General features: G+C 59.0%; 37 protein-coding genes and 1 tRNA gene. All 38 read right to left on the bottom strand.

The features are described 5' to 3' along the window. Positions 1-5 precede the first annotated feature (5 nt). Positions 6-1,802, bottom strand: coding sequence for a cation:proton antiporter (locus VMY05_03275; GenBank protein ID HUV30101.1), 1,797 nt, complete (start codon positions 1,800-1,802; stop codon positions 6-8). A gap of 91 nt (positions 1,803-1,893) precedes the next feature. Continuing rightward, positions 1,894-1,971, bottom strand: a tRNA-Pro gene (locus VMY05_03270). A 66-nt stretch (positions 1,972-2,037) separates the two neighbouring features. Further along, positions 2,038-2,388 carry a MerR family transcriptional regulator gene (locus tag VMY05_03265; protein HUV30100.1) on the bottom strand — a complete coding sequence of 117 codons (351 nt, stop codon included), beginning with the start codon at positions 2,386-2,388 and terminating at the stop codon, positions 2,038-2,040. A 27-nt stretch (positions 2,389-2,415) separates the two neighbouring features. Further along, entirely contained in the window at positions 2,416-3,423 is a 1,008-nt protein-coding gene (locus tag VMY05_03260; GenBank protein HUV30099.1) for an NAD(P)H-dependent glycerol-3-phosphate dehydrogenase, read from the bottom strand. After that, the gene (gene plsY / locus VMY05_03255; GenBank protein HUV30098.1) at positions 3,413-4,072 is read right to left on the bottom strand and encodes a glycerol-3-phosphate 1-O-acyltransferase PlsY; all 660 of its coding nucleotides are present in this window, start codon (positions 4,070-4,072) and stop codon (positions 3,413-3,415) included. Before plsY ends, VMY05_03260 begins: the two co-directional genes overlap by 11 nt. Positions 4,073-4,124: 52 nt before the next feature. After that, positions 4,125-4,571 (bottom strand): hypothetical protein, encoded by a 447-nt coding sequence (locus VMY05_03250; protein HUV30097.1) that lies wholly within the window; start codon positions 4,569-4,571, stop codon positions 4,125-4,127. A gap of 217 nt (positions 4,572-4,788) precedes the next feature. Beyond that, positions 4,789-5,244 (bottom strand): 50S ribosomal protein L17, encoded by a 456-nt coding sequence (gene rplQ, locus VMY05_03245; protein HUV30096.1) that lies wholly within the window; start codon positions 5,242-5,244, stop codon positions 4,789-4,791. A gap of 9 nt (positions 5,245-5,253) precedes the next feature. Beyond that, positions 5,254-6,240, bottom strand: coding sequence for a DNA-directed RNA polymerase subunit alpha (locus tag VMY05_03240; GenBank protein HUV30095.1), 987 nt, complete (start codon positions 6,238-6,240; stop codon positions 5,254-5,256). A gap of 30 nt (positions 6,241-6,270) precedes the next feature. Continuing rightward, a complete protein-coding gene (rpsD, locus tag VMY05_03235; protein HUV30094.1) occupies positions 6,271-6,897 on the bottom strand; it encodes a 30S ribosomal protein S4 in 627 nt (208 codons plus the stop codon). 40 nt (positions 6,898-6,937) lie between these two features. Beyond that, entirely contained in the window at positions 6,938-7,330 is a 393-nt protein-coding gene (gene rpsK, locus VMY05_03230; GenBank protein ID HUV30093.1) for a 30S ribosomal protein S11, read from the bottom strand. Between the two features lie 25 nt (positions 7,331-7,355). Further along, a complete protein-coding gene (gene rpsM, locus VMY05_03225) occupies positions 7,356-7,742 on the bottom strand; it encodes a 30S ribosomal protein S13 (protein ID HUV30092.1) in 387 nt (128 codons plus the stop codon). A gap of 34 nt (positions 7,743-7,776) precedes the next feature. Next, positions 7,777-7,893, bottom strand: coding sequence for a 50S ribosomal protein L36 (rpmJ, locus tag VMY05_03220; GenBank protein ID HUV30091.1), 117 nt, complete (start codon positions 7,891-7,893; stop codon positions 7,777-7,779). Positions 7,894-7,921: 28 nt separating this feature from the next. Then, positions 7,922-8,140, bottom strand: coding sequence for a translation initiation factor IF-1 (infA, locus tag VMY05_03215; protein HUV30090.1), 219 nt, complete (start codon positions 8,138-8,140; stop codon positions 7,922-7,924). An 8-nt stretch (positions 8,141-8,148) separates the two neighbouring features. Continuing rightward, on the bottom strand, positions 8,149-8,895 hold the full coding sequence (map, locus tag VMY05_03210; GenBank protein HUV30089.1) for a type I methionyl aminopeptidase: 747 nt from the start codon (positions 8,893-8,895) through the stop codon (positions 8,149-8,151). Between the two features lie 14 nt (positions 8,896-8,909). Continuing rightward, positions 8,910-9,470: an adenylate kinase gene (locus VMY05_03205; GenBank protein ID HUV30088.1), complete on the bottom strand. Its 561-nt coding sequence runs from the start codon at positions 9,468-9,470 to the stop codon at positions 8,910-8,912. 2 nt (positions 9,471-9,472) lie between these two features. Next, positions 9,473-10,786: a preprotein translocase subunit SecY gene (secY, locus tag VMY05_03200; protein ID HUV30087.1), complete on the bottom strand. Its 1,314-nt coding sequence runs from the start codon at positions 10,784-10,786 to the stop codon at positions 9,473-9,475. After that, the gene (rplO, locus tag VMY05_03195; GenBank protein HUV30086.1) at positions 10,783-11,223 is read right to left on the bottom strand and encodes a 50S ribosomal protein L15; all 441 of its coding nucleotides are present in this window, start codon (positions 11,221-11,223) and stop codon (positions 10,783-10,785) included. Before rplO ends, secY begins: the two co-directional genes overlap by 4 nt. A 23-nt stretch (positions 11,224-11,246) precedes the next feature. After that, positions 11,247-11,429: a 50S ribosomal protein L30 gene (gene rpmD / locus VMY05_03190; protein HUV30085.1), complete on the bottom strand. Its 183-nt coding sequence runs from the start codon at positions 11,427-11,429 to the stop codon at positions 11,247-11,249. 26 nt (positions 11,430-11,455) lie between these two features. Continuing rightward, complete coding sequence (rpsE, locus tag VMY05_03185) at positions 11,456-11,938, bottom strand: 30S ribosomal protein S5 (protein HUV30084.1); 483 nt, start codon at positions 11,936-11,938, stop codon at positions 11,456-11,458. Between the two features lie 41 nt (positions 11,939-11,979). Further along, the gene (gene rplR / locus VMY05_03180) at positions 11,980-12,354 is read right to left on the bottom strand and encodes a 50S ribosomal protein L18 (GenBank protein HUV30083.1); all 375 of its coding nucleotides are present in this window, start codon (positions 12,352-12,354) and stop codon (positions 11,980-11,982) included. A gap of 26 nt (positions 12,355-12,380) precedes the next feature. Then, positions 12,381-12,920, bottom strand: coding sequence for a 50S ribosomal protein L6 (gene rplF / locus VMY05_03175; GenBank protein HUV30082.1), 540 nt, complete (start codon positions 12,918-12,920; stop codon positions 12,381-12,383). Positions 12,921-12,935: 15 nt separating this feature from the next. After that, positions 12,936-13,337 carry a 30S ribosomal protein S8 gene (rpsH, locus tag VMY05_03170; GenBank protein ID HUV30081.1) on the bottom strand — a complete coding sequence of 134 codons (402 nt, stop codon included), beginning with the start codon at positions 13,335-13,337 and terminating at the stop codon, positions 12,936-12,938. Between the two features lie 33 nt (positions 13,338-13,370). Continuing rightward, on the bottom strand, positions 13,371-13,556 hold the full coding sequence (locus tag VMY05_03165) for a type Z 30S ribosomal protein S14 (protein HUV30080.1): 186 nt from the start codon (positions 13,554-13,556) through the stop codon (positions 13,371-13,373). Positions 13,557-13,563: 7 nt separating this feature from the next. Beyond that, positions 13,564-14,103 carry a 50S ribosomal protein L5 gene (gene rplE, locus VMY05_03160; GenBank protein HUV30079.1) on the bottom strand — a complete coding sequence of 180 codons (540 nt, stop codon included), beginning with the start codon at positions 14,101-14,103 and terminating at the stop codon, positions 13,564-13,566. A gap of 3 nt (positions 14,104-14,106) precedes the next feature. Beyond that, positions 14,107-14,424 carry a 50S ribosomal protein L24 gene (gene rplX / locus VMY05_03155; protein ID HUV30078.1) on the bottom strand — a complete coding sequence of 106 codons (318 nt, stop codon included), beginning with the start codon at positions 14,422-14,424 and terminating at the stop codon, positions 14,107-14,109. Between the two features lie 16 nt (positions 14,425-14,440). Next, a complete protein-coding gene (gene rplN, locus VMY05_03150; GenBank protein ID HUV30077.1) occupies positions 14,441-14,809 on the bottom strand; it encodes a 50S ribosomal protein L14 in 369 nt (122 codons plus the stop codon). 47 nt (positions 14,810-14,856) lie between these two features. Continuing rightward, a complete protein-coding gene (gene rpsQ, locus VMY05_03145) occupies positions 14,857-15,123 on the bottom strand; it encodes a 30S ribosomal protein S17 (protein HUV30076.1) in 267 nt (88 codons plus the stop codon). A gap of 11 nt (positions 15,124-15,134) precedes the next feature. After that, on the bottom strand, positions 15,135-15,398 hold the full coding sequence (gene rpmC / locus VMY05_03140) for a 50S ribosomal protein L29 (protein HUV30075.1): 264 nt from the start codon (positions 15,396-15,398) through the stop codon (positions 15,135-15,137). A gap of 1 nt (position 15,399) precedes the next feature. Continuing rightward, positions 15,400-15,822, bottom strand: coding sequence for a 50S ribosomal protein L16 (rplP, locus tag VMY05_03135; GenBank protein HUV30074.1), 423 nt, complete (start codon positions 15,820-15,822; stop codon positions 15,400-15,402). 30 nt (positions 15,823-15,852) lie between these two features. Then, positions 15,853-16,755: a 30S ribosomal protein S3 gene (gene rpsC / locus VMY05_03130; protein ID HUV30073.1), complete on the bottom strand. Its 903-nt coding sequence runs from the start codon at positions 16,753-16,755 to the stop codon at positions 15,853-15,855. 34 nt (positions 16,756-16,789) lie between these two features. Continuing rightward, on the bottom strand, positions 16,790-17,395 hold the full coding sequence (rplV, locus tag VMY05_03125) for a 50S ribosomal protein L22 (GenBank protein ID HUV30072.1): 606 nt from the start codon (positions 17,393-17,395) through the stop codon (positions 16,790-16,792). Between the two features lie 9 nt (positions 17,396-17,404). After that, the gene (gene rpsS, locus VMY05_03120) at positions 17,405-17,695 is read right to left on the bottom strand and encodes a 30S ribosomal protein S19 (protein ID HUV30071.1); all 291 of its coding nucleotides are present in this window, start codon (positions 17,693-17,695) and stop codon (positions 17,405-17,407) included. A gap of 17 nt (positions 17,696-17,712) precedes the next feature. Beyond that, entirely contained in the window at positions 17,713-18,543 is an 831-nt protein-coding gene (gene rplB / locus VMY05_03115; protein ID HUV30070.1) for a 50S ribosomal protein L2, read from the bottom strand. Positions 18,544-18,562: 19 nt separating this feature from the next. Beyond that, entirely contained in the window at positions 18,563-18,856 is a 294-nt protein-coding gene (rplW, locus tag VMY05_03110) for a 50S ribosomal protein L23 (protein ID HUV30069.1), read from the bottom strand. Further along, positions 18,853-19,476, bottom strand: a complete 624-nt coding sequence (rplD, locus tag VMY05_03105) for a 50S ribosomal protein L4 (GenBank protein HUV30068.1) — start codon at positions 19,474-19,476, stop codon at positions 18,853-18,855. The genes rplW and rplD overlap by 4 nt, the downstream gene beginning before the upstream one ends. 12 nt (positions 19,477-19,488) lie before the next feature. Next, on the bottom strand, positions 19,489-20,118 hold the full coding sequence (gene rplC / locus VMY05_03100) for a 50S ribosomal protein L3 (GenBank protein HUV30067.1): 630 nt from the start codon (positions 20,116-20,118) through the stop codon (positions 19,489-19,491). A gap of 13 nt (positions 20,119-20,131) precedes the next feature. Continuing rightward, entirely contained in the window at positions 20,132-20,440 is a 309-nt protein-coding gene (rpsJ, locus tag VMY05_03095) for a 30S ribosomal protein S10 (protein ID HUV30066.1), read from the bottom strand. A gap of 18 nt (positions 20,441-20,458) precedes the next feature. Next, positions 20,459-20,615, bottom strand: a 157-nt coding sequence (tuf, locus tag VMY05_03090; GenBank protein ID HUV30065.1) for an elongation factor Tu, incomplete at its 5' end; no start/stop codon positions are given.

Genomic DNA, 20,615 nt, shown 5'->3' with positions numbered 1-20,615 from the left:
CCGCCCTATTCCCGTTCTTCCACCAGGCTGATCAGGACCTGTCCGGGCCGGGCTGACAGCGGGCTGTCGGCTGTGCTTACCCTCAGACCGCCTGACTCGGTGATCACGAACAGCGGCAAAGCCGTCTGGCCGTATCGCGAACGAAGCTGATCGATGTTGAACTCCTCGGTGATCGTATTCCTCTTGACCACCGTGCCGGATCGAAACCGCGAGTTGAGGTTCTGGAAAGTGGCGTCCCGGCTGAACAAGTAGCGTCCGCGCAGGTCGGGTGAGACCCGTTGCTGTTTTGATTTTCCGGCCGCGACGGCCGGCGGCAGTTGGTACACCTCGGAGCTTCCGAATACATCCAGGAAGTGCAAAGCGGCCAGCGAGTTGACTTCATCATTGGGCGTGACGGCGATCAGACGGCCGATCCCGTCCAGGGGCAAGTCGTAGGCCAGGTCTTCTGACAGGATATTGCCATACGTTGCCGCCAGCCCGGTGCTGCGTGCGGCCGATACGTTGCTCCAGTTGGAGTCGACCAGCACGACCTGAAGACCCTCGCGTTGCAGCGTTTCGGCAATGGCGCGCGCCCAGAGGTGGGCACCGACAATGAGGATTCCCTGGGGATTCGGCCTGGCCACTTTGAGCCGACGAGCCACAAAGGAGGCGCTGACGCCGTATACGGCAACGGTGCCGATGATGACCTGAAACGTCACCGGGACCAGCGCCTCGTATCCGGCAATGTCACGCTCTGCCAGACGCAGGGCAAAGACCGAGGAAACCGCCGCCGCAACAATCCCGCGGGGCGCCATCCAGGCCAGAAAAAACCGTTCAGATCTTTTCAGGGCCGTCCTGAACGTGGCCGCAAGAACGGCGGCGGGGCGAACGATTAGAATCAGCACGAGGACAAACACCCACCCGGCGGCCCCGGTCAGGATGCCGTCACCGGCGGGCAGCCGGGCGGCCAGGATGATAAACAGTACCGAAATCAGAATCACCCTCAGGTTTTCCTTGAACTCCAGTATCTGCTTGATGGACACATACCTCTGGCTGGCCAGCGCAATGCCCATCACGGTTACGGCGAGCAGGCCCGATTCGGTCTGCAGGGCGTTGGCAGCGGCATAACCCAGGATAACCATCATGAGAGCTACCGGGCTGTGAAGGAAATCCGGGATAAGATACTTCTTGAGAAGGAGCACCATCACGGCTGCGCCCACCAGACCCATGCCGCCTCCCACGAGAATGGCCTTGGTCACTCCGACCAGGACCACCGACGCGCCCGACTGGGCGCCGCCAAGGAGAATGACTTCGAACGTCAGAACGGCGAGAATGGCACCGACCGGATCGTTTACTATTCCCTCCCACTTGATCGCGGAGCCGACGCGACCAGCGGGGCGCACCTGCCTGAGAAGCGGGATAATCACCGTGGGACCGGTGACCACCAGAATGGCGCCAAGCAGAAGGGCCGGTGCCGCGCCCATGCCGAATACAAGATGGGCGGCCAGAGCGCCAAGCCCCCACGTGACCAGAACGCCGATAGTGATGAGATTCCGCACCAGCCCCCCGACCTGCCGCAGTTCCCTGAGCCGCAGGCTCAGGCCACCTTCAAAGAGAATAACCGCCACCGCGACCGACACGAAGGGAACGAGCACCTCACCGAAGAGTTCGTCAGGCTTGAGGAATCCGGTGATCGGGCCTCCCAGAAGGCCGACTAGGAGCAGCAGTAGAATGGACGGCAGATGCAGCCGCCAGGCCAGCCACTGCGCCCCGATGCCGAACACGACAATGAAAACCAGACCGATCACGTAATGCTCGGTCACGATGCGCCTCCCATCGCTCTAACATAACAGCGCCCCCGGCCAGAAATGCAGCAAAAAAAGTGACCCGCAGGTGCGCGACCAAGGGGAGAAATGGTCGGAGCGAGCCGATTTGAACGGCCGACCTCTCGCACCCCAAGCGAGTGCGCTAACCAGGCTGCGCTACGCTCCGACTCATCCGAGAATGACCCTGAGAAAGGGTCCAACCAGTTTCAATCTAGCCCAAAAGCCGTGAAACTCAAGGGAAAAATTTCAGCAGATCCTCCACGTCCTTCCTGATCTGACCGAGCAACGTCTTGGCCCGGGCCCGCTTTGCCACCTGCTCGCTTTTCTCACCGGACTTCCTCATCATCAGTTTGTTCCGAGCGCCGGCAATGGTGAGCTTCTCGTTGGTACGAAGGTGCTTGATACGGTTGACCAGTTCGATGTCCCTGGACGTATACTGCCTGCTGCCACCTCGGTTCTTCTTCGGCCGGAGCACCGCAAACTCTTTCTCCCAGTACCGCAACACATAGGCCTGAAGACCGGTCATGCGCGAGACTTCACCTATGGAGTAGTATCTCCTCTCGATAGTGTTACTCTTGGCCACGGTTTGTCCTCTCACGACACGATGGATTTATCGCCATATCTCCGCTTTCAGCTCTCTTCCCATAAGATCCGAAACCGCCTCCGAAGCCGATTTCCCTTCGAACAGTACCCGGTACACCTCGTTGGTGATGGGCATCTCGACATCCAGACCGCGGGCCAGCTCGAGTCCGGAACGCGTCGTTTCAACACCCTCGGCTACCATCTTCAGTTCCGACAGAATGTGCTCAAGGCTCTGCCCGCGGCCGATCCGTTCACCGACCAGACGGTTGCGGCTGTGGCCGGACATGCAGGTGGTCACCAGATCACCGATCCCGGACAGCCCGGCAAACGTCTCCACCTGAGCGCCCATAGCCACGCCGAGCCGGGTTATCTCGGCCAGCCCACGGGTTATCAGCGCGCCCTTGGTGTTGTCGCCCAGCCCCAGACCGTCGGCAATGCCTGCCGCGATGGCAATGATATTCTTCAGGGATCCGCCCAACTCGACTCCGACGAGGTCCTGGCTGATATACACGCGAAAGTTGTCCACCGAGAAAAGCCGCTGCGTCTCACAGGCAAGCGGTTCAGAGGACGAGGCCGCCACGACGGTCGTGGGCATGTCGAGAATCACTTCCTCGGCGTGCGACGGACCCGAGAGCGTCCCGACCCTGTCCGGGGCAACGTCGCACTCATCAGTAACGACCTGCGACATTCTCGTCAGGGTGCCTGCTTCAATCCCTTTGGCGACATTGACGATTCCCCGTGCCCTGCGCAGGCGGTCGCCCAGAGGAGAGATCACGGAGCGCAGGTGCTGCGAGGGCGTAGCCAGAATGACAAACTCGGCTGCCTCGAGCGCGTAAGCGGCATCATTCGTCAGGTCCACGGTCTCAGGCAGCCGAAAGTCTCTGAGCCGGTCCGGGTTGCCGTGATGTCTGAGCAGCTTCTCGTACTCTGCGGGATCGAATTCCCACAGGCAGACCTGATTGCCACCGGAGTCAAGTAAATTCGCCAGGGCCATACCCCAGCAACCGGCGCCCAGTACGGCTACTCTACCGGCCACGGGAACCTGCCCCGCCTTCCCGGGAGGAAAACGAAAAACGGTTTTCCGTGCCGGACAGAAGGCGCCTTATGTTTCCACGATGCGTCACGACAACCAGGATAGCCACCAGCACGGCGGCATATTGATAGACGTCGGCCATTCCTCGGCCCGCGAGCGTTTTCTCGACGGCCAGAACAACGGGCAGGGCCACGCCGGCAGCCAATGATCCCAGGGAAACGTAGCGCGAAGTCAGCACCACGAGCACAAACAGTCCGAGGCAGATCACGACCTCCACGGGCAGCAGGGTGATCATGGCCCCAAGTGCCGTATTGACTCCCTTGCCGCCCTTGAACCCGAGGTACACCGGGAACACGTGCCCGATGATGGCGGCCACGGCACAGCAGATCAGAAAAAGATCACGGGACAGGAGCACCTGGTCGATCTGACGTGCGGTCAGCACCACTGCTATTCCCTTGCCAATATCAAGAACATAGACCCACACCGCCGCTCCGGGGCCGAGGACCCGCCAGACGTTGGTGGCCCCGATATTGCCCGACCCGCGAGATCGGAGGTCCGATACGCCGAACACCCGGGCAACGATCAACCCGAACGGGACGGCACCCAGCAGGTAAGCGGCCAGCACCGGCAGAATCGTCTTAAGCTCGTCCATCCGGTCTCCAGCCCGACGACGCGTCGACCGGCTTCACGCCGACACCGTCGCCCTATTGCGACACGGTGGAGTCTATCACACCGGTCGTATCTATCGCCTCCTGAGGTTGATACTGTTCGGTCAGATCCGGATAGTACACGATCATGGCATCCGCCAAACGTTCAGCCTCATCGGTGCTAATTGCCTTATCGTCAATCACGCCCTGCAGGGCTTGCATGAATCCGGCGTACTTCTCATAGTCGAGCGGCTCTTCGTTAAGCTTCACCAGAAAGGCATCAGCCAGCGCGTTGAACTGCGCCGTATCAATCCCCTCCGGGGGCGTCTGCGCCATCAGATCCTTGACACCGCTGACACCCGTGGTGGCGCCCATTTTCGCCAGATCATCCTTGTAATACCAGCAGGTCAACCCAGCGACGACGATAATCACGACCAGCACGGCGACAATGATCAGCGCCACCAGGCACCCTTTCGACAATCCCTTCTTCTGGGTCTGTTCCATTGTACCTCTCTCGTGTCACGTATTAGCAGGTGGAATTTTTGCCAAGACACAATAAGCTTGACGGGAGCCACTCCCCGTGATTCGATTACGGGCCAATCCAGACGGTAACATAACACGCGGTCAACGTCATATCAAGCAATTTGATCAAGGGCATCCGGGCAACAAAAAAGGCCCGCCGCGCGGCGGGCCGTCGTGTGCCGGATCCTGCAGTCTCGGATCACTTGGCCTTTGCCGGTTTCCTGGTCTTAGCTTTCGCTTTTCCGGCCGGGGCGGCCTTCTTGCCCTTTTTCCCCTTGGCCTCGTCCCCCTCCGCCTTGCGCTCGGTCAGCAGTTCGACCACCGACATCGGGGCGCCGTCCCCCCGCCGCACGCCCAGCTTGACGACGCGCGTAAACCCGGAGTCACGATCGGCCAGTTGCGGCACGATTTCGCTGAATAGCTTCTTGAAGACCGGTTTGACCCGGACCGTTCTGGCCACCTGTCGCTTGGACGCCAGGGTACCCTTCTTGGCCGTGGAGATCAACCGGTCCACGAGCGGTCGCAACGCCTTTGCCTTGACGTCGGTAGTACGAATGACCCGGTGCTGAAACAGCGACATAGCCATATTGGCCAGCATGGCGTTCCGGTGTGAGCTGGTGCGACCCAGCTTTTTGACCTTATCGCGGTGTCCCATATTCTACGCTCACGTCTTCTTTTCAGGTTCCGTGTACCTGGCGATATCCATTCCGAACGAGAGGTCCATCTCTTCCAGCAGGGTGCCGATCTCATTGAGGGATTTTCGTCCGAAGTTGCGGTACTTGAGCATTTCCTGTTCGGTTTTCGTGACCAGATCAGCCAGCGTCTGGATATTGGCGGCCCGCAGGCAATTGGAGGAGCGAACCGAAAGCTCCAGCTCGTCCACGCGGGTCTTCAGCAACTGTCGCATCCGGACGATTTCTTCATCCTCTTCCGGCTCCTCTTCGACCATGACTTCCTCATCCATGTGGATGAACAGCTGCAGGTGGTCCTTCATCAGTTTGGCCGCATAGCTGAGCGCGTCCTCCGGCGTGATGGCGCCGTCGGTGGTCATCTCCAGGGTGAGCCGGTCCAGATCGGTTCGCTGGCCCACGCGCGTGTTTTCGACGTAGTAGGAGGCCTTGACTACGGGAGAGAACAGCGAGTCGACAAAGATCGTCCCGACCGGCGCATCGGGCCGCTTGTTCTGTTCGCTTATGTGGTAGCCGCGCCCGGAGTCGATATCCACTTCCATTTCAAACTCAACGTCATCAGTCAGCTCGCACAGGTGCAACTCGGGATTGAGTATTTCGACCTCGGTGCCTCCCTCGAGCATTCCGGCCGTGATTTTCCCTTTCTTGTTCGTCCGCACGCGCAGCGTGCGCATGTCATCGGCATGCATCTTGGCCACAATCTGCTTGACATTGAGGACGATATTGGTAACGTCCTCGTAGACGCCCTCGAGAGTCGAAAACTCGTGCAGACAGCCGGTAATGCGCATCGAGACCGCAGCCGCTCCCTGGATGGACGACAACAGCACCCGGCGCAGGGCGTTTCCCAATGTCACGCCGTAGCCTCTCTCGAGCGGCTCAATGATAAACCGCGAGTAGTTCTCGGTAGCCGAGGACAGATCGGCGACGACCTCCTTAGGCATGGTCATTGATTTCCATTTCATAAACGAAAGACCTCCCAGAGGGAATACATGCTACTTCGAGTACAGCTCCACGATCAGCTGCTCGTTTGCCGGCAACTGTATGTCGGAACGTTTGGGCACTTCCAGAAGCTCCCCTTCCAGCGCCGCCTTGTTCAGCCTCAGCCAGGGAATATCATCTCCCCGGCCCATCTTCAACGCCGTATGGATCAGGTCGAGATTCTTTGACTTATCCTTCACGCGAATGACCTGCCTGGGCCGCACCTGGTAGGAGGGAATATCCACGACGCGATTGTCGACCAGGATATGGCGGTGCCGGACAACCTGCCGCGCTTGTTTGCGCGAACCGGCGAAGCCCAGCCGATACACCATGTTGTCAAGGCGACATTCAAGAAACTGCAGGAGGCTTTCTCCGGTAATGCCGCTCTTGGCGTCAGCCTTGCTGAAATAGTTCCGAAACTGCTTCTCCAGTATACCGTAGGTCCGGCGGACTTTTTGTTTTTCGCGCAACTGCAGGCCGTACGCCGAGATTTTTCGGCGGAAATTCTGGCCGTGCTGCCCCGGCGCATACTGGCGGCGTTCAAGCGCGCACTTGTCCGTATTGCAGCGCGCCCCCTTCAGAAAGAGCTTCTCTCCCTCGCGGCGGCACAGTTTGCAGTTAGCATCACGATATCGAGCCATCTACTCTCCTCTTAACAGCTTGCTCTCATGTGCGGAGCGGTCACACCCGACGGCGCTTGGGCGGACGACACCCGTTGTGAGGGATCGGCGTGACGTCCTTTATGAGCGTGATTTCCAGCCCGGCGGCGGACAGGGATCGAATGGCCGCCTCACGTCCCGGCCCAGGCCCCTTGACGAGCACCTCAGCCTTGCGCAGCCCGAGGTCCATGGCCTCCCTGACGGCTGCGGTGGCAGCCATCTGGGCGGCAAACGGCGTTGATTTCTTGGACCCCTTAAAGCCCACCCTGCCGGCCGAACCCCAGCAAATCGTCCGCCCGTTCAGGTCCGCGATCGTCACAATGGTATTGTTAAAGGTCGCTTTGATATGGATAATGCCGTCCGAATCGACACGTCCAATCCTTCTTTTGCCCTTTTTTTTCTTTGGTTCTGCCACACTTAACCTCTACGAAGTTACTCCACTAGGTCTTGCCGGCCGGCTTCTTCTTCAGGCCGCCGATGGTCCGCTTGGCACCCTTCCTGGTCCGCGCGTTGGTCTTGGTTCGCTGCCCGCGAACGGGCAGGCCTCGACGGTGCCGCAAACCCCGGTAAGAGCCGATATCTATCAACCGCTTGATGTTCATAGAGATCTGGGTACGAAGGGCACCTTCCACGCTGTAGTCGTTTTCGATGACAGTACGCAGCTTGGTAATGTCATCATCGGACAGCTTGTGGACACGCGTATCCGGGCTGACACCCGTCTTCTTCAGAATGTCTCTGGCGACGTGGGGACCTATCCCGAAGATGTATCGCAGACCGACTTCAATGCGTTTGTCTTTAGGCAGATCTACACCGGCTATACGAGCCAAATCAGTTCTCCTTCATCCTCACGCGGCGCGTTTTCTAACCCTGGCGCTGCTTGTGACTGGGGTTCTTCGAGCAGATCACTCTCAGGACGCCACGCCGTTTTATTATCTTGCAGTGCTCGCAACGTTTCTTGATAGCAGACCGAACTTTCATAACGGCACCTCCACCGGGCCGGCATTCATCACTTATACCGATAGGTTATGCGGCCCCGTGACAAATCATACGGCGACAGCTCGAGCGTCACCTTGTCGCCGGGCAAAATCTTGATAAAATGCATTCTCATCTTCCCCGATATGTGCGCCAGGACCACATGGCCGTTGTCCAACTCCACGCGAAACATCGCATTAGGCAGAGTTTCGACGATTTTCCCCTCAACGGTGATGGTTTCCTCTTTGGCCATGCGCTCCTCTAAGATAAGGTCAGTATATCGGGACCGTCGTTTGTTATCGCTACCGTGTGCTCGAAATGCGCGGACGGCTGACCGTCGGCCGTAACCACGGTCCATCCGTCCGGCATGGTTTTCACGTCGTATGTACCCATGTTGATCATCGGCTCAATAGCCAGCACCATTCCGGCCTCCAGAACCGGTCCGTCCTCAGAAGAACCAAAATTGGGTACCTGGGGTTCCTCGTGCATGCGCCGGCCGATACCGTGCCCGACCAGCTGCCGGACCACGCCGAACCCCTGGCTCTCGGCCACGCGCTGGACGGTTACCGAAATATCCCCCAATCTATTGCCTATTCTCGCCTTGTCAATACCGGCCATCAGGGACTCAAGAGTCGACGCCATCAGCCGGCCTTTATCAGGCGATACCTCGCCGACGGCAAATGTCCGGGCCGAATCCCCGTAGTAATCGTCCACAACCGCGCCCACGTCGACCGAGACGATATCTCCCTGCTCGATCACGCGGCTGCCGGGAATGCCGTGAACCACTTCCTCATTGATGGAGATGCAGGCTGAAGCCGGGAAGCCCTGGTAGTTCTTGAAGGCCGGGACCGCCCCGCGCGCCCTGATGAAATCCTCGATGCGCCGATCCAGCTCGCTGGTCGTCATACCGGGGGCAAGGCTCTCATCCACCAAATCGAGGACTTGAGCCACAATCCGTCCGGCGCGACGCATGATTTCAATCTCCTGGCTGGTCTTAAGCACGATCACTCTGTCACTCTCTGTCAGGCCGTGGCTTCGACGATGGCGTCAAAGACGTTCTCCGGCGTACCTTCACCCTTGATCTCCGTCAAGATCGACTCCCGACGGTAGAATTCTTCAATCGGCCTGGTTTGTTTCTCATAAACGTCCAGGCGGCGCCGAATTACCTCCTCGGTGTCGTCGGAACGGTTTTCCTGTGCTGCCCTGCCTTTGAGACGGGCAAAAATCGTCTCGGTGCTCACCCTCAGCAGGACGGCCTTGTCCAGCGAGATGCCGTGCCGGTCAAACATCGCCCCAAGCGCCTCGGCCTGCGGCACCGTTCTCGGAAAACCATCCAGAATGAACCCGCCGCCGAGTTTTCCCGAACTGACGTTTTCCTCGATCACCTCGATCATAAGGTCATCCGGAACCAACTCACCCTTCGATATGTATTCGCCAGCCTTCCGACCCAGTTCAGTTTCCCGCCGTACGGCCTCCCGCAGCATGTCACCGCTGGAAAGGTGAACGATTCCCAACTCACGGGCGAGCCGCGCTGCCTGCGTACCCTTGCCGGAACCGGGCGGACCGAGGAAGACGAGATTCATGCCTACATCGACCTCCCGCGAATCTTGCCTTTCTTCATGAACCCGTCGTAGTGGCGCATCAGCAAGTGCGACTCAATCTGCTGGAGCGTATCCAGGGCCACACCCACGACAATCAGCAGCCCGGTACCGCCGAAGAAGAAGCTGACCTGCGCCTGGCTGATCAATACCCAGGGGAGAACCGCTATACAGGCAAAGAAGATGGCTCCCGGCAGGGTGATCCGCGTGAGGACTTTTTCTATATACTCGGCCGTGTTCCGGCCCGGGCGGATACCGGGAATGTAACCGCCGTTCTTGCGCATGTTGTCCGCAATGTCCACCGGGTTAAAAACAATAGCCGTATAGAAATAGGCAAAGAAGATGATGATCAGGCCGTATATGAACGAATACCAGAGTCCTCCCGGCGCCAGCCAGACCCCGACGAGGTTCTGAATCCACTCAGCCTGAGGAAAGAGCTGGGCCACCGTCGACGGAAGGAACATGATGGACTGGGCGAAGATGATCGGAATAACGCCGGCCGAGTTGACGGACAGCGGCAGGTGCGTGGTGGCGCCGCCGAAAACCTTCCGGCCGATCACCTTGCGCGGGTATTGAACCGGGATGCGCCGCTGCGAGCGAGTCATCAGCACAATGGCTGCAATCACAAGAACCATCATGCCGACCAGGACAACCTCTACCCAGATGTCGCGCGTCCCGACGATCATAAGCTGAAATTCGCTGATAATGGCCTCCGGCAGGCGCGCGATAATGCCTATGAAAATGATCAGGGAAATACCGTTGCCTATGCCGCGCTCGGTGATCTGTTCACCCAGCCACATTATGAAAATAGTGCCGCAGGTGAAGGTCAGGACGGTCATGGGAACGAACCAGGTCTGAACCTCCGGAGTCACGGCCGGTATACCGTTCCAGTTGATGCTCTGAAGAAATCCGGCCGTGCCCCAGGCCTGCAGGGCGGCAATAAGCACGGTCAGATAACGCGTATACTGGGTAATCTTCCTGCGCCCTTCTTCGCCTTCGCGCTGGAGACGCTGGAGGTACGGGACCACCGCACCGAGCAATTGGAACATAATCGAAGCCGAGATGTACGGCATGATGCCCAGCGCGAAAATGGTGGCCTTGGCAAAAGCGCCTCCGGCGAACAGATCGAGCAGGCCGAAAATCGACTGTGAAGACGAGATGAATTGAGAAATCACCGAACCATCAACACCCGGAGTGGGGATGTGACCGCCGATGCGGTAGACGATCAACAGGCCGAGCGTGATCAGGATCCGTTTCCTCAGCTCCTCGACCTTGAATATTGACCTGAAGGTTCCTATCACGTGACCACCTCGGTCTTTCCGCCGGCTGCCTCGATCTTGGCCACGGCGGACTTGGAAAAGGCAGCGGCCTTTACCGTAAAGGCTTTGTCCACCGTGCCGTTGCCGAGAATCTTAACGGGTCCGTGAGCTTTCTTCAGCAGGCCGGCCCTGACCAGCGTTTCGCCCGTAACCTCGCCCGGTTCGCAACGGGAAAGATCGCCGACGTTTACGATCTGGCGCTCGACTCTGAAGATGTTCTTGAAGCCGAACTTGGGAAGACGCCGGTGCAGCGGCATCTGTCCACCTTCGAAACCCCTGCGAATACCACTGCCACTTCGGGAACTCTGTCCATTGTGGCCTCGGCCGCTTGTTTTTCCCCGTCCGCTTCCCGTCCCGCGACCGAGTCTCCGACGGCTTTTTTGCGAGTCCTTGGCGGGTTTTTGTGTATGCAGATCCATCTCTTGCCTCACCGTGAGCAATCTCAGTCAACCTTTTCCACTAATACCAAGTGGCCTACAGCCCGAATCATTCCGCGAATCTGCGGCGTATCGTCATGGACGACCGCCCCGCGAATCTTTCCAAGCCCGAGCGCACGAATCGTTCGCTTGTGAACTTCCCTCTGATTGATCGTGCTCCGAATCTGTGTCACTTTCAGTCTGGCCATGCTGACGTTCCTTCGTTCGCCTGCGCTCAGGTTTCGTTACGGAAACCGATCGCCTCTTGCTTGGTGCGGAGGTTCATCAATCCGTTCATGGTGGCCTTCGCAACGTTACTGGAATTGCGGCTCCCCAGCACCTTGGTCAGGACGTCCTGGACCCCCAGGGATTCCAGAACCACGCGAACGGCGCCGCCTGCAATCACGCCGGTGCCGGGAGAGGCCGGCCGCATCACCACGGTGGTGGCCGAATAGCGACCGTCCACCCGGTGCGGAATGGTCCCCTCGACCAGGCTGACCTTTCTCATCGAATGGCGCGCGGCCTCGGTCCCTTTACGGATCGCTTCGGAGACTTCGGAGGCCTTGCCGAGCCCCACTCCGACCTTTCCGTGCTTGTCGCCGACGGCCACCAGGGCGGTGAAGCTGAACCGCCGTCCGCCCTTGACGACCTTGGCCACGCGGTTGATCTTTATGACCTTTTCCTCGAACTCGAGGCTGCCCATCTCGTACTGCGCCAAGTCTTACCTCATCTTATAAAGAACGCTCGTTTTGTCTCTCGTCACAGTTTCAGCCCACCCTCACGTGCCCCCTCGGCCACCGCTCTGACACGGCCGTGGTACAGGAAACGATTCCGGTCGAATACGACGGCTTCGATCCCTTTTTCTTTGGCCAACTCAGCGATTTTGAGTCCGACCTTTCGTGCCACCGCCGTCTTGGTATCTTTCTTCTCGACCAGGGGCTGCATTGCCTTGGAGGTCGAGCCGAGACCCACAATAGTCGAGCCGCTCTGATCATCAATGACCTGCACATAGATCTGCTTTAACGACCTGGCGACCGAAAGCCGGGGGCGAGTGGGCGTACCGAACACCTTGGCCCGTACCCGGCGGCGCCGGCGCTCGGCTTTTTTCGTCTTGACAATGTTTACGTCAGCCATATGTTATCACGCTACAGGTAGGTCACTTACCCGGCCGTCTTGCCCGCCTTGGATCTCACGTACTCGCCGACATACCGAATACCCTTGCCCTTATATGGTTCCGGTTTGCGAAACGAACGGATCTTGGCAGCCGTGTTACCGACCAACTCTTTGTCTATTCCTTCAACCTTTATCTTGCTCTCTTTGTAGGCCACGGAGATGGCCACGCCGTCAGGCGGCCGGAGGAGGATCGGATGTGAGTAGCCCAGGCTCAGCACCAGGGTCTGGCCCCGCATCTCGGCCCGGTATCCGACTCCAATCATTTCCAGCTCTTTGACATACCCTTGCGTGACGCCCACCACCATGTTCTGAATCAGAGCTCGAGTCAACCCGTGCAAGGCGCGGTGCCGTTTCTGATCCGTCTGCCGCGTCACGACCACCTGCTGGCCGTCGACGGCGGCGGTGATATCCGGATGGATAGGCCTCGTCAGCGTACCCTTCGGTCCGGTCACCGTTATCCGGGCGTCACGTATTTCGACCTTTGTTTTCTCCGGGATCGGCACCGGTTTTTTACCAACTCGTGACATGTCTCGATCCTTTTCCTACCAGCACCTCAGCATGACCTCGCCGCCGATCTTCTTGCGGGCGGCCTCAAAGTTGGTCATCACGCCCTGCGAAGTCGAGAGCAGGGCGATACCTGTCTGACCAAACGTTGAGCGGCGCACCTCCTCGGCGTTCCACGTCCGGCGCAACCCCGGACTGGACACGCGGCGAATACCTTTGATCACCGGGACGTCGTTACTGCTGTACTTGAGGTATATCCGCAGGATGCCCTGCTTGTTATCGGGCAAATCCATATAGTCGCGGATAAAGCTCTCCTCCTTGAGAATCCGCAATACTTCCCGCTTGAGCTTGGAGGCCGGGATGTTCAAGGCCGGCTTCCGGGCTTTCGACGCGTTACGAATCCTCGTTAACAGATCAGCGACCGGGTCGGTCATACTCATCGAACTATTCTCCCAGACACGTTCACTAACGGTTTACCAACTCGCTTTGACGACGCCCGGCAGTTCGCCGGCCAGCGCCATCTCGCGGAAACAGATACGGCAGATGCCGAAGCGCCTCATGAAGGCACGGGGCCGCCCGCACCGGCGGCAGCGACTGTACCCGCGCACTCCGAACTTAGGCTTGCGCCTCTGCTTTTCTATGAGACATTTCTTGGCCATCGGTCTCCTACTTATGGAAGGGCATCCCCAGTTCAGTCAGGAGCTGCCGTGCTTCCTCGTCAGTCCTGGCGGTGGTCGTAAACGAAATGGTCATGCCCCGCACCTTCTCTATCTTATCATAATCGATTTCCGGAAACATCAACTGTTCGCGGACGCCGAGGTTGTAATTGCCTCTGCCGTCGAACGATTTCGGGCTGATTCCCCTGAAATCCCGGATGCGGGGGATAGCGATACTGACCAGCCGGTCGACAAACTCATACATGCGCTCGCGGCGGAGCGTGACGCGGCAGCCGATGTTCATTCCCTTGCGCAGCTTGAAGTTGGAGATACTCTTGCGCGCGCTCGTCAGCACCGGCTTCTGCCCGGCAATAGTGGTCAACTCCCCCATGGCGTTTTCCAGGAGCTTGGGATTTAGAGTCGCCTCACCGACGCCCATGTTGATAGTGACCTTGGACAACCTCGGCACCTGCATGGGGGAAGAGTACCTGTTTTCCTTCATGAGCCGGGGCCGGATTTCGTTCACGTATTTGTCCATCAGCCTGGCCATTCGTCAGATCTCCTCTCCCGTTTTCCGGCAGATGCGTACTTTCCGCTTCCTGCCGCCGTCCTCGATGACCCGGGTCAGCGTCCTGGTCGGTCCGCCGAGACTGGGACTATACAGGGCGACGTTACTCAGGTGGACGGGCGCCTCTATGGACAGGATGCCGCCCTTGGGGTTCTTCTGGGTCGGCCGCTGGTGCCGTTTCTTGTGGTTGATGCCTTCAACCAGCACCATGTTTTTCTTCGCGTCGACGTGGAGCACGCGGCCGGTTTTCCCTTTATACTGCCCGGTCCTGACGTACACCGTGTCACCTTTCTTTATTCGCATACCTACGACCTTTCGCTCAAAGCACTTCCGGAGCGAGAGACACGATTTTCATGAACTGCTTATCGCGCAGTTCGCGGGCAACCGGCCCGAAGATGCGGGTTCCCCGCGGCTCGCGCTGTTCGTTTATGATGACGGCGGCATTGTCGCTGAACCGGATCAGCGACCCGTCCTTTCGTCTCACCTGCGCCTTGGTTCGCACAACCACTGCTTTGCACACCTCGGATTTCTTGACTGTCCCTCCCGGGATTGCCTCCTTGACCGTGACGACAATGATGTCTCCGATCGAGGCATACTTCCTCTTGCTGCCACCGAGCACACGGAAGCACATAACGCGCTTGGCCCCGGAGTTGTCTGCCACCGAAAGCTCCGTGTATTCCTGAATCATCGCCTTTGTACCTTTCTCCACCCGGAACACGCGTCCGCGACGCCGTGCTACTCGGCCTTCTCGACGATCTCCACCAGCCGCCAGCGCTTTGACTTGGACTGCGGCCGAGTTTCCATTACGCGGACCAGGTCACCAACGTGCGCTTCGCTTTTCTCGTCGTGCACGTAGAGCTTCGACGACGTGCTAACAGTCTTCATGTATAGCGGATGCTTCATGGTGCGCTCGACCCGCACAACGATCGTCTTGTCCATTTTGTCGGAGACAACCTTCCCCTGACGGACTTTTCTTACGTTTCTCTGAACCTTTTCAGCCATTCACTGATCCCCTAACGCTGCTGGTCCTTCTTGCTCTTGTCGGACTCATCGAGAATCGACCGCTTGGTGCGCGCCACCTGGCGCTTGCCGATTTCGTCCTCCCGCAGGATGGTCTCAATCCGGGCGATATCCCGCCTGGTTTGGCGCAGCAGAAGCGGGTTCTCCAGCGACTTTAGCGACCGGCGCATCCTGAGGTTGAACATCTCGTCCTTGAGGTCGTTTATCCGCTGAAGCAACTCTTCTCGAGTCATCTCTCTGAGCGTTGGCGCTTTCATGTCAGACCGCCTCGGTATCTGTTCGCGTCACGAACTTGGTTTTCATCGGTAGCTTGGTGGCAGCCAGGCGCAGGGCCTCGCGGGCCAGTTGCTCCGCGACGCCTTCGATCTCAAACAGAATGCGCCCCGGTTTGATCACTGCCACCCAGTATTCAGGAGCTCCCTTGCCCTTGCCCATGCGCGTCTCCGCCGGCTTCTTGGTCACGGGCTTGTCCGGGAACACGCGAATCCAGATTTTCCCGCCACGCTTGATGTGTCGGGTCAGGGCGACACGAGCAGCCTCGATCTGCCGGTTGCTCAGCCAGCAGGGCTCCAGCGCCTTGAGGCCGAACTCACCGAAGTCGACCGAGGCACCGCCCTTGGCTTTACCGGTCATCCGGCCTCGTTGTACTTTGCGGAACTTTGTCCTTTTAGGCATCAACATTTGTCAGCACTCCCACTCATTGGGCGCAACTCATTTCTGCTCAGACTTACCCGCCGGGGCGTCTTTGGGCGGCCCGCCTTGCCTGGGCCTGGCCATATCTCTACCCCTGCCGGGGCGCGAGCCCCCGGTCCGTCGACCCCGCCCCGGTGCGTTCTCGGAACCGCCGTCGTTGGGGCGGCGCACCCGGCCGCGAACCCGTCTCCTCGGTGGGCGACCGGCACCCTTACCCCGCCTGGGACGCGCCGCAGGTGTCGGCTCGAGAGCCTGGATTTCCTGCTTGTCTTCTTCCCCGCTGTACGGCCCCTTGCCAAGGATGTCACCTCGACATATCCATACCTTCACACCGATCGTACCGTACGTAGTGTGGGCGGTGGCCGTGGCGTAATCGATATCAGCCCGCAGCGTATGCAGCGGCACGCGGCCGTCCTTGTACTTTTCCGACCGGGCGATTTCGGCACCGCCGAGGCGGCCGCCGCACTGGACCTTGATACCTTCGGCGCCCATCTTCATGGTAGCGCCGACGGCCCGCTTCATGGCTCGCCGGAAATGCACGCGTCCTTCCAGCTGGCGTGCAATCGAGTCGGCCACGAGCTGGGCGTCAAGTTCCGGCTTCCTCACCTCAATTATGTTCAGGGCGATATCTTTCTTGGTCAGCAACTGTAACTCTTCGCGGAGCTTGTCCACCTCGGCTCCCCGGCGGCCGATGACAATGCCGGGCCGGGAGGTTCTGATGTCGACGGTCACTCTCTTGGGGGCCCGGGAAATAAGCACATTGGCAATACCGGCATTTTCCAGACGCTGCCTGATGTACCGCTTGACCCTCATGTCCTCGTAGACCAGATCCGCAAAGGCGCGATCCGGTGCATACCAACGGCTATTCCACGGTTTGTTTATCCCGAGCCGAAAACCTATCGGGTTAGTCTTCTGTCCCAATGCTTTCTCCTTACCGTCTCCTCATTCAGGCGTTCTAATCGGTTTTGGCTTTCCCTTTTTTGACCATGACGGAGGCCCGGCCGGTGGTCGTTTTCTTGGGCACCGATCCTTTGGGCACACCTTTATGCGTCGCCACTTTTCGAGAAGTCCTTTCCCTGGCCGCTTTGCCCCGGCCGGCCGTTTTCTTGGCGGTCGGTTTCTTCTTGACGGCCTTGGCCGCTTCCTTACCCTTGGTTTCCTGCTCGGCCTCCCGGGTCCTGGTCGTCTTGGCTTCCTCCGGCTCTCTCGAGATCCCCGCTTCCTCAAGCACGATAGTCAGGTGGCAGTGCCGCTTGCGGATACGATACACCCGCCCCATGGACTGGAACCGAATCCGCTTTGCCGTCGGAGCGTTGTCGACCTTGATGGTGCTGATACGCAGGTTCTCGGGCTTCAATTGGCCCGTACCTTCCTGCGACAGGGCGTTGGCGGCCGCCGACTTGAGCGTCTTGGCGATATGGTGAGCGGCGATCCGCGGGCTGAAATTGAGTATGTTCAGCGCCTTTTCGACCGGCATGCCTTTGACCATTTCAGCCACTAGCCTCATCTTGCGAGGCGGGATGCTGACGTACTTGAGTCTGGCGGTTGCGTGTACCGGCATACTTCCACCTTATCCTTTCACCACCGAGGCACGTTCAACCAGCTTGCCTCCATGTCCCCGAAACGTTCGGGTGGGCGCGAACTCCCCGAGCTTATGACCGACCATGTTCTCAGTCACGTAAATAGGAATAAACTTCTGGCCGTTGTGCACGGCGAAAGTATGGCCGACAAACTCGGGACTGATGGTCGAACGCCGCGACCAGGTCTTGATGACCCTCTTATCGCCGCTGGCGTTCATGGTTTCCACCTTGTTCAGCAGCTTGTCTTCTACGTAGGGACCTTTTTTCAGCGAACGAGGCATACGTCAAAACTCCGCAATTACTGCTTCTTTCTGCGATCCTCGATCAGGTGATCGAGCGACTTCCGTTTACGGCGGGTCTTAAAGCCCTTTGTCGGTTTGCCCCACGGCGTGCAGGGATGGCGCCCGCCGGAGGAACGGCCCTCGCCTCCGCCCATCGGGTGATCCACCGGGTTCATGGCAACGCCGCGCACGATTGGACGCCGCCCCCGCCAGCGTGCGGCGCCTGCCTTGCCGAGCACGATGTTTTTATGGTCGATGTTGGAAACCTGTCCGATGGTGGCGTAACATTGCGCCGGAACCGTGCGAACTTCACCCGACGGCATCTTGATGGTTACCTTGTTCCCCTCCTTGGCCACCAGTTGGGCCATGGAACCGGCTGAACGCACCATCTGAGCGCCCTTGCCGGGCCGCATCTCGATATTGTGAACATTGATGCCGAGCGGCATATTCCCCAGCGGCATCGCGTTCCCCGACCGGATCTCAACGCTTTCCCCGGCCACGAGCATGTCACTCACGTGCAGGTCCGCAGGAGCCAGGATATATCGTTTCTCGCCATCGACATAGTGCAGCAGCGCGATCCGGGCCGAGCGGTTGGGATCATACTCCACGGACGCCACGCGCGCCGGTATGCCGCGCTTATCCCGCTTGAAATCGATCTGCCGGTAGTGTCGTTTATGACCGCCGCCTCGATGATACGAGGTCGTGCGGCCCTTGTTGTTTCGCCCTCCGGTTCGTTTCAGCGGTTCGAGAAGCGACTTCTCCGGCACCGTGGAAGTTATCTCCTCGAACATCGGGACGGTACGAAACCGCAACGACGGCGTAACGGGACGAAATTTCTTAATCGGCATGGCTTTCCAGCACCTAACCTTAAACGTTCTCGAAGACCGTGATCTTCTGATCCTTCTTCAGCTTGACAATGGCCTTCTTCCAGGAAGACCTGGTACCCTGAAAGCGACCCATCCTCTTGGGCTTGCGCGGCACGATGGAGGTTCGGACCGAATCGACCTTTACCTTGAAGGCCTTCTCTATGGCCTCCTTGATGGCGTACTTGTCGGCCTTCTTGTCCACCTCGAAAACGTACGAATTGGTCTTCTCTTTCAAAAACGTCGTGCGTTCAGTCGTGATGTGCGACTTAATGATGGATCTGGGATCGATGCTCATGAGAACACCTCTACAATCTTGTCCAGGCCGGCTCTGGTGAGCAGGACAACGTCAGCATTCAACACGTCGTAGCCGTTGGCCAGAGTCGCCCGGCAGTAATGCACCCCGGGAAGATTCCGACAGGAGTAAACCAGCTTATCGTTGCGCCCCTCGTCGAGCAGGAGACACTTCTTGTCGGCCAGGTCAAGTCTGGTCAAAATGCCGCGCACCGCCTTGGTCTTGAACTCCTCCATCGTAATCTGGTCCACGACCTTAATGCCGCCGGACCTGGCCTTGTCCGAGAAGACCGACCGGATAGCCAGATTCTTCATGGCCCTGGGCATCTTCGAGCCGTACTCGCGCGGTGACGGGCCGAATACCGTACCCCCGCCCCGCCACAGCGGAGAGCGAATGGTGCCTGCCCGAGCCCGGCCGGTACCCTTCTGCCGCCACGGCTTCCGGCCGCCGCCTCTGACCTCGGAGCGCGACTTCGTAGAAGCCGTTCCCTGCCGTTGCCGGGCCAGGTAATTCACGACGTACTGATGAACAAGGCTCTCGTGCGGCTCGGTGCCGAACACGTGCTGGTCGAGTTCAACCGACCCGACTTCGGCTCCATCCTGGCTGTATACTTTCACTGTCATGGTTGCCACTCGCTATCGGCTCCGGTTCGACTTGCGTACCCGGACCAGCGAACCTTTGTTCCCGGGGACGGTCCCTCTGATCAACATCAGGTTCTCATCCTCGATTATTTTGACAATTCGCAGGGCCAATGTCGTTACGGTATCACGCCCCATTCGGCCGGCCATCCGCGTCCCCTTGAAGACCCGCGACGGATACGACGACTGACCGATTGACCCGGGGGCACGCGAGCGGTCGGACTGCCCGTGCGTCTTGTTGGCGCCGCTGAAGCCGTGACGCTTCATGGTACCGGCGAATCCCAGGCCGCGCGAGGTTCCGGTGACGTCGATCAGTTCGCCCTCCTTGAAAACTCCCACCTTCAGTTCCGCCCCGACTTCAAGTTCTTCTTCGTCGAAGTGGATTTCACGCAGGTACTGGGTAATTGGCACGCCGGCCTTGGCGAAATGCCCCGTCATCGGCTTATTGGTCCGGCTCTGGCGACGGGCGCCGAAACCGACCTGGTAAGCGTTATAACCGTCCTTCTCGACGGTCTTTCGCGCCACCACCGGACAGGGACCGGCCTGGATGACCGTCACCGGGACGGCCTCGCCGGCCTCCGTAAATATCCGGGTCATGCCCAGTTTCTTGCCGAGAATCTCTTTCATAGCCGCCAATCCGTCAGGTTTTGATCTCAACATCGACACCGGCCGGCAGGTCGAGTTTCATGAGGGCGTCGACCGTCTGGGGTGTCGAGTCGTAGATCTCTATCAGGCGTTTGTGCACCCTGGTTTCAAACTGTTCACGCGACTTCTTGTCAACGTGGGGCGATCTAAGGACGGTGTACACGGTGCGCTTGGTCGGAAGCGGCACGGGGCCGACAATCCGCGCCCCCGTTCGCAGAACGGTTTGCGCGATCTCCTTGGTCGACCGGTCAAGCGAATAGTGGTCGTAGGCCTTGAGCCGAATTCTGATTTTCTGTACGTCCATAATTACCCGCTCTTGCACTTACTCCAAAATTTCCGCGATGACGCCGGCACCGATCGTCCGGCCGCCCTCGCGGATGGCGAAGCGAAGCTCCTTCTCCATCGCGATCGGCGTGATTAACTGCACGTCCAGCGACACGTTGTCACCCGGCATCACCATCTCCACTCCCTCCGGCAAA

It is taken from the genome of Acidobacteriota bacterium (assembly GCA_035529075.1).
Taxonomy (GTDB): Bacteria; Zixibacteria; MSB-5A5; order GN15; family FEB-12; genus DATKXK01.
This window is presented reverse-complemented; position numbering and strand designations above follow the sequence as displayed.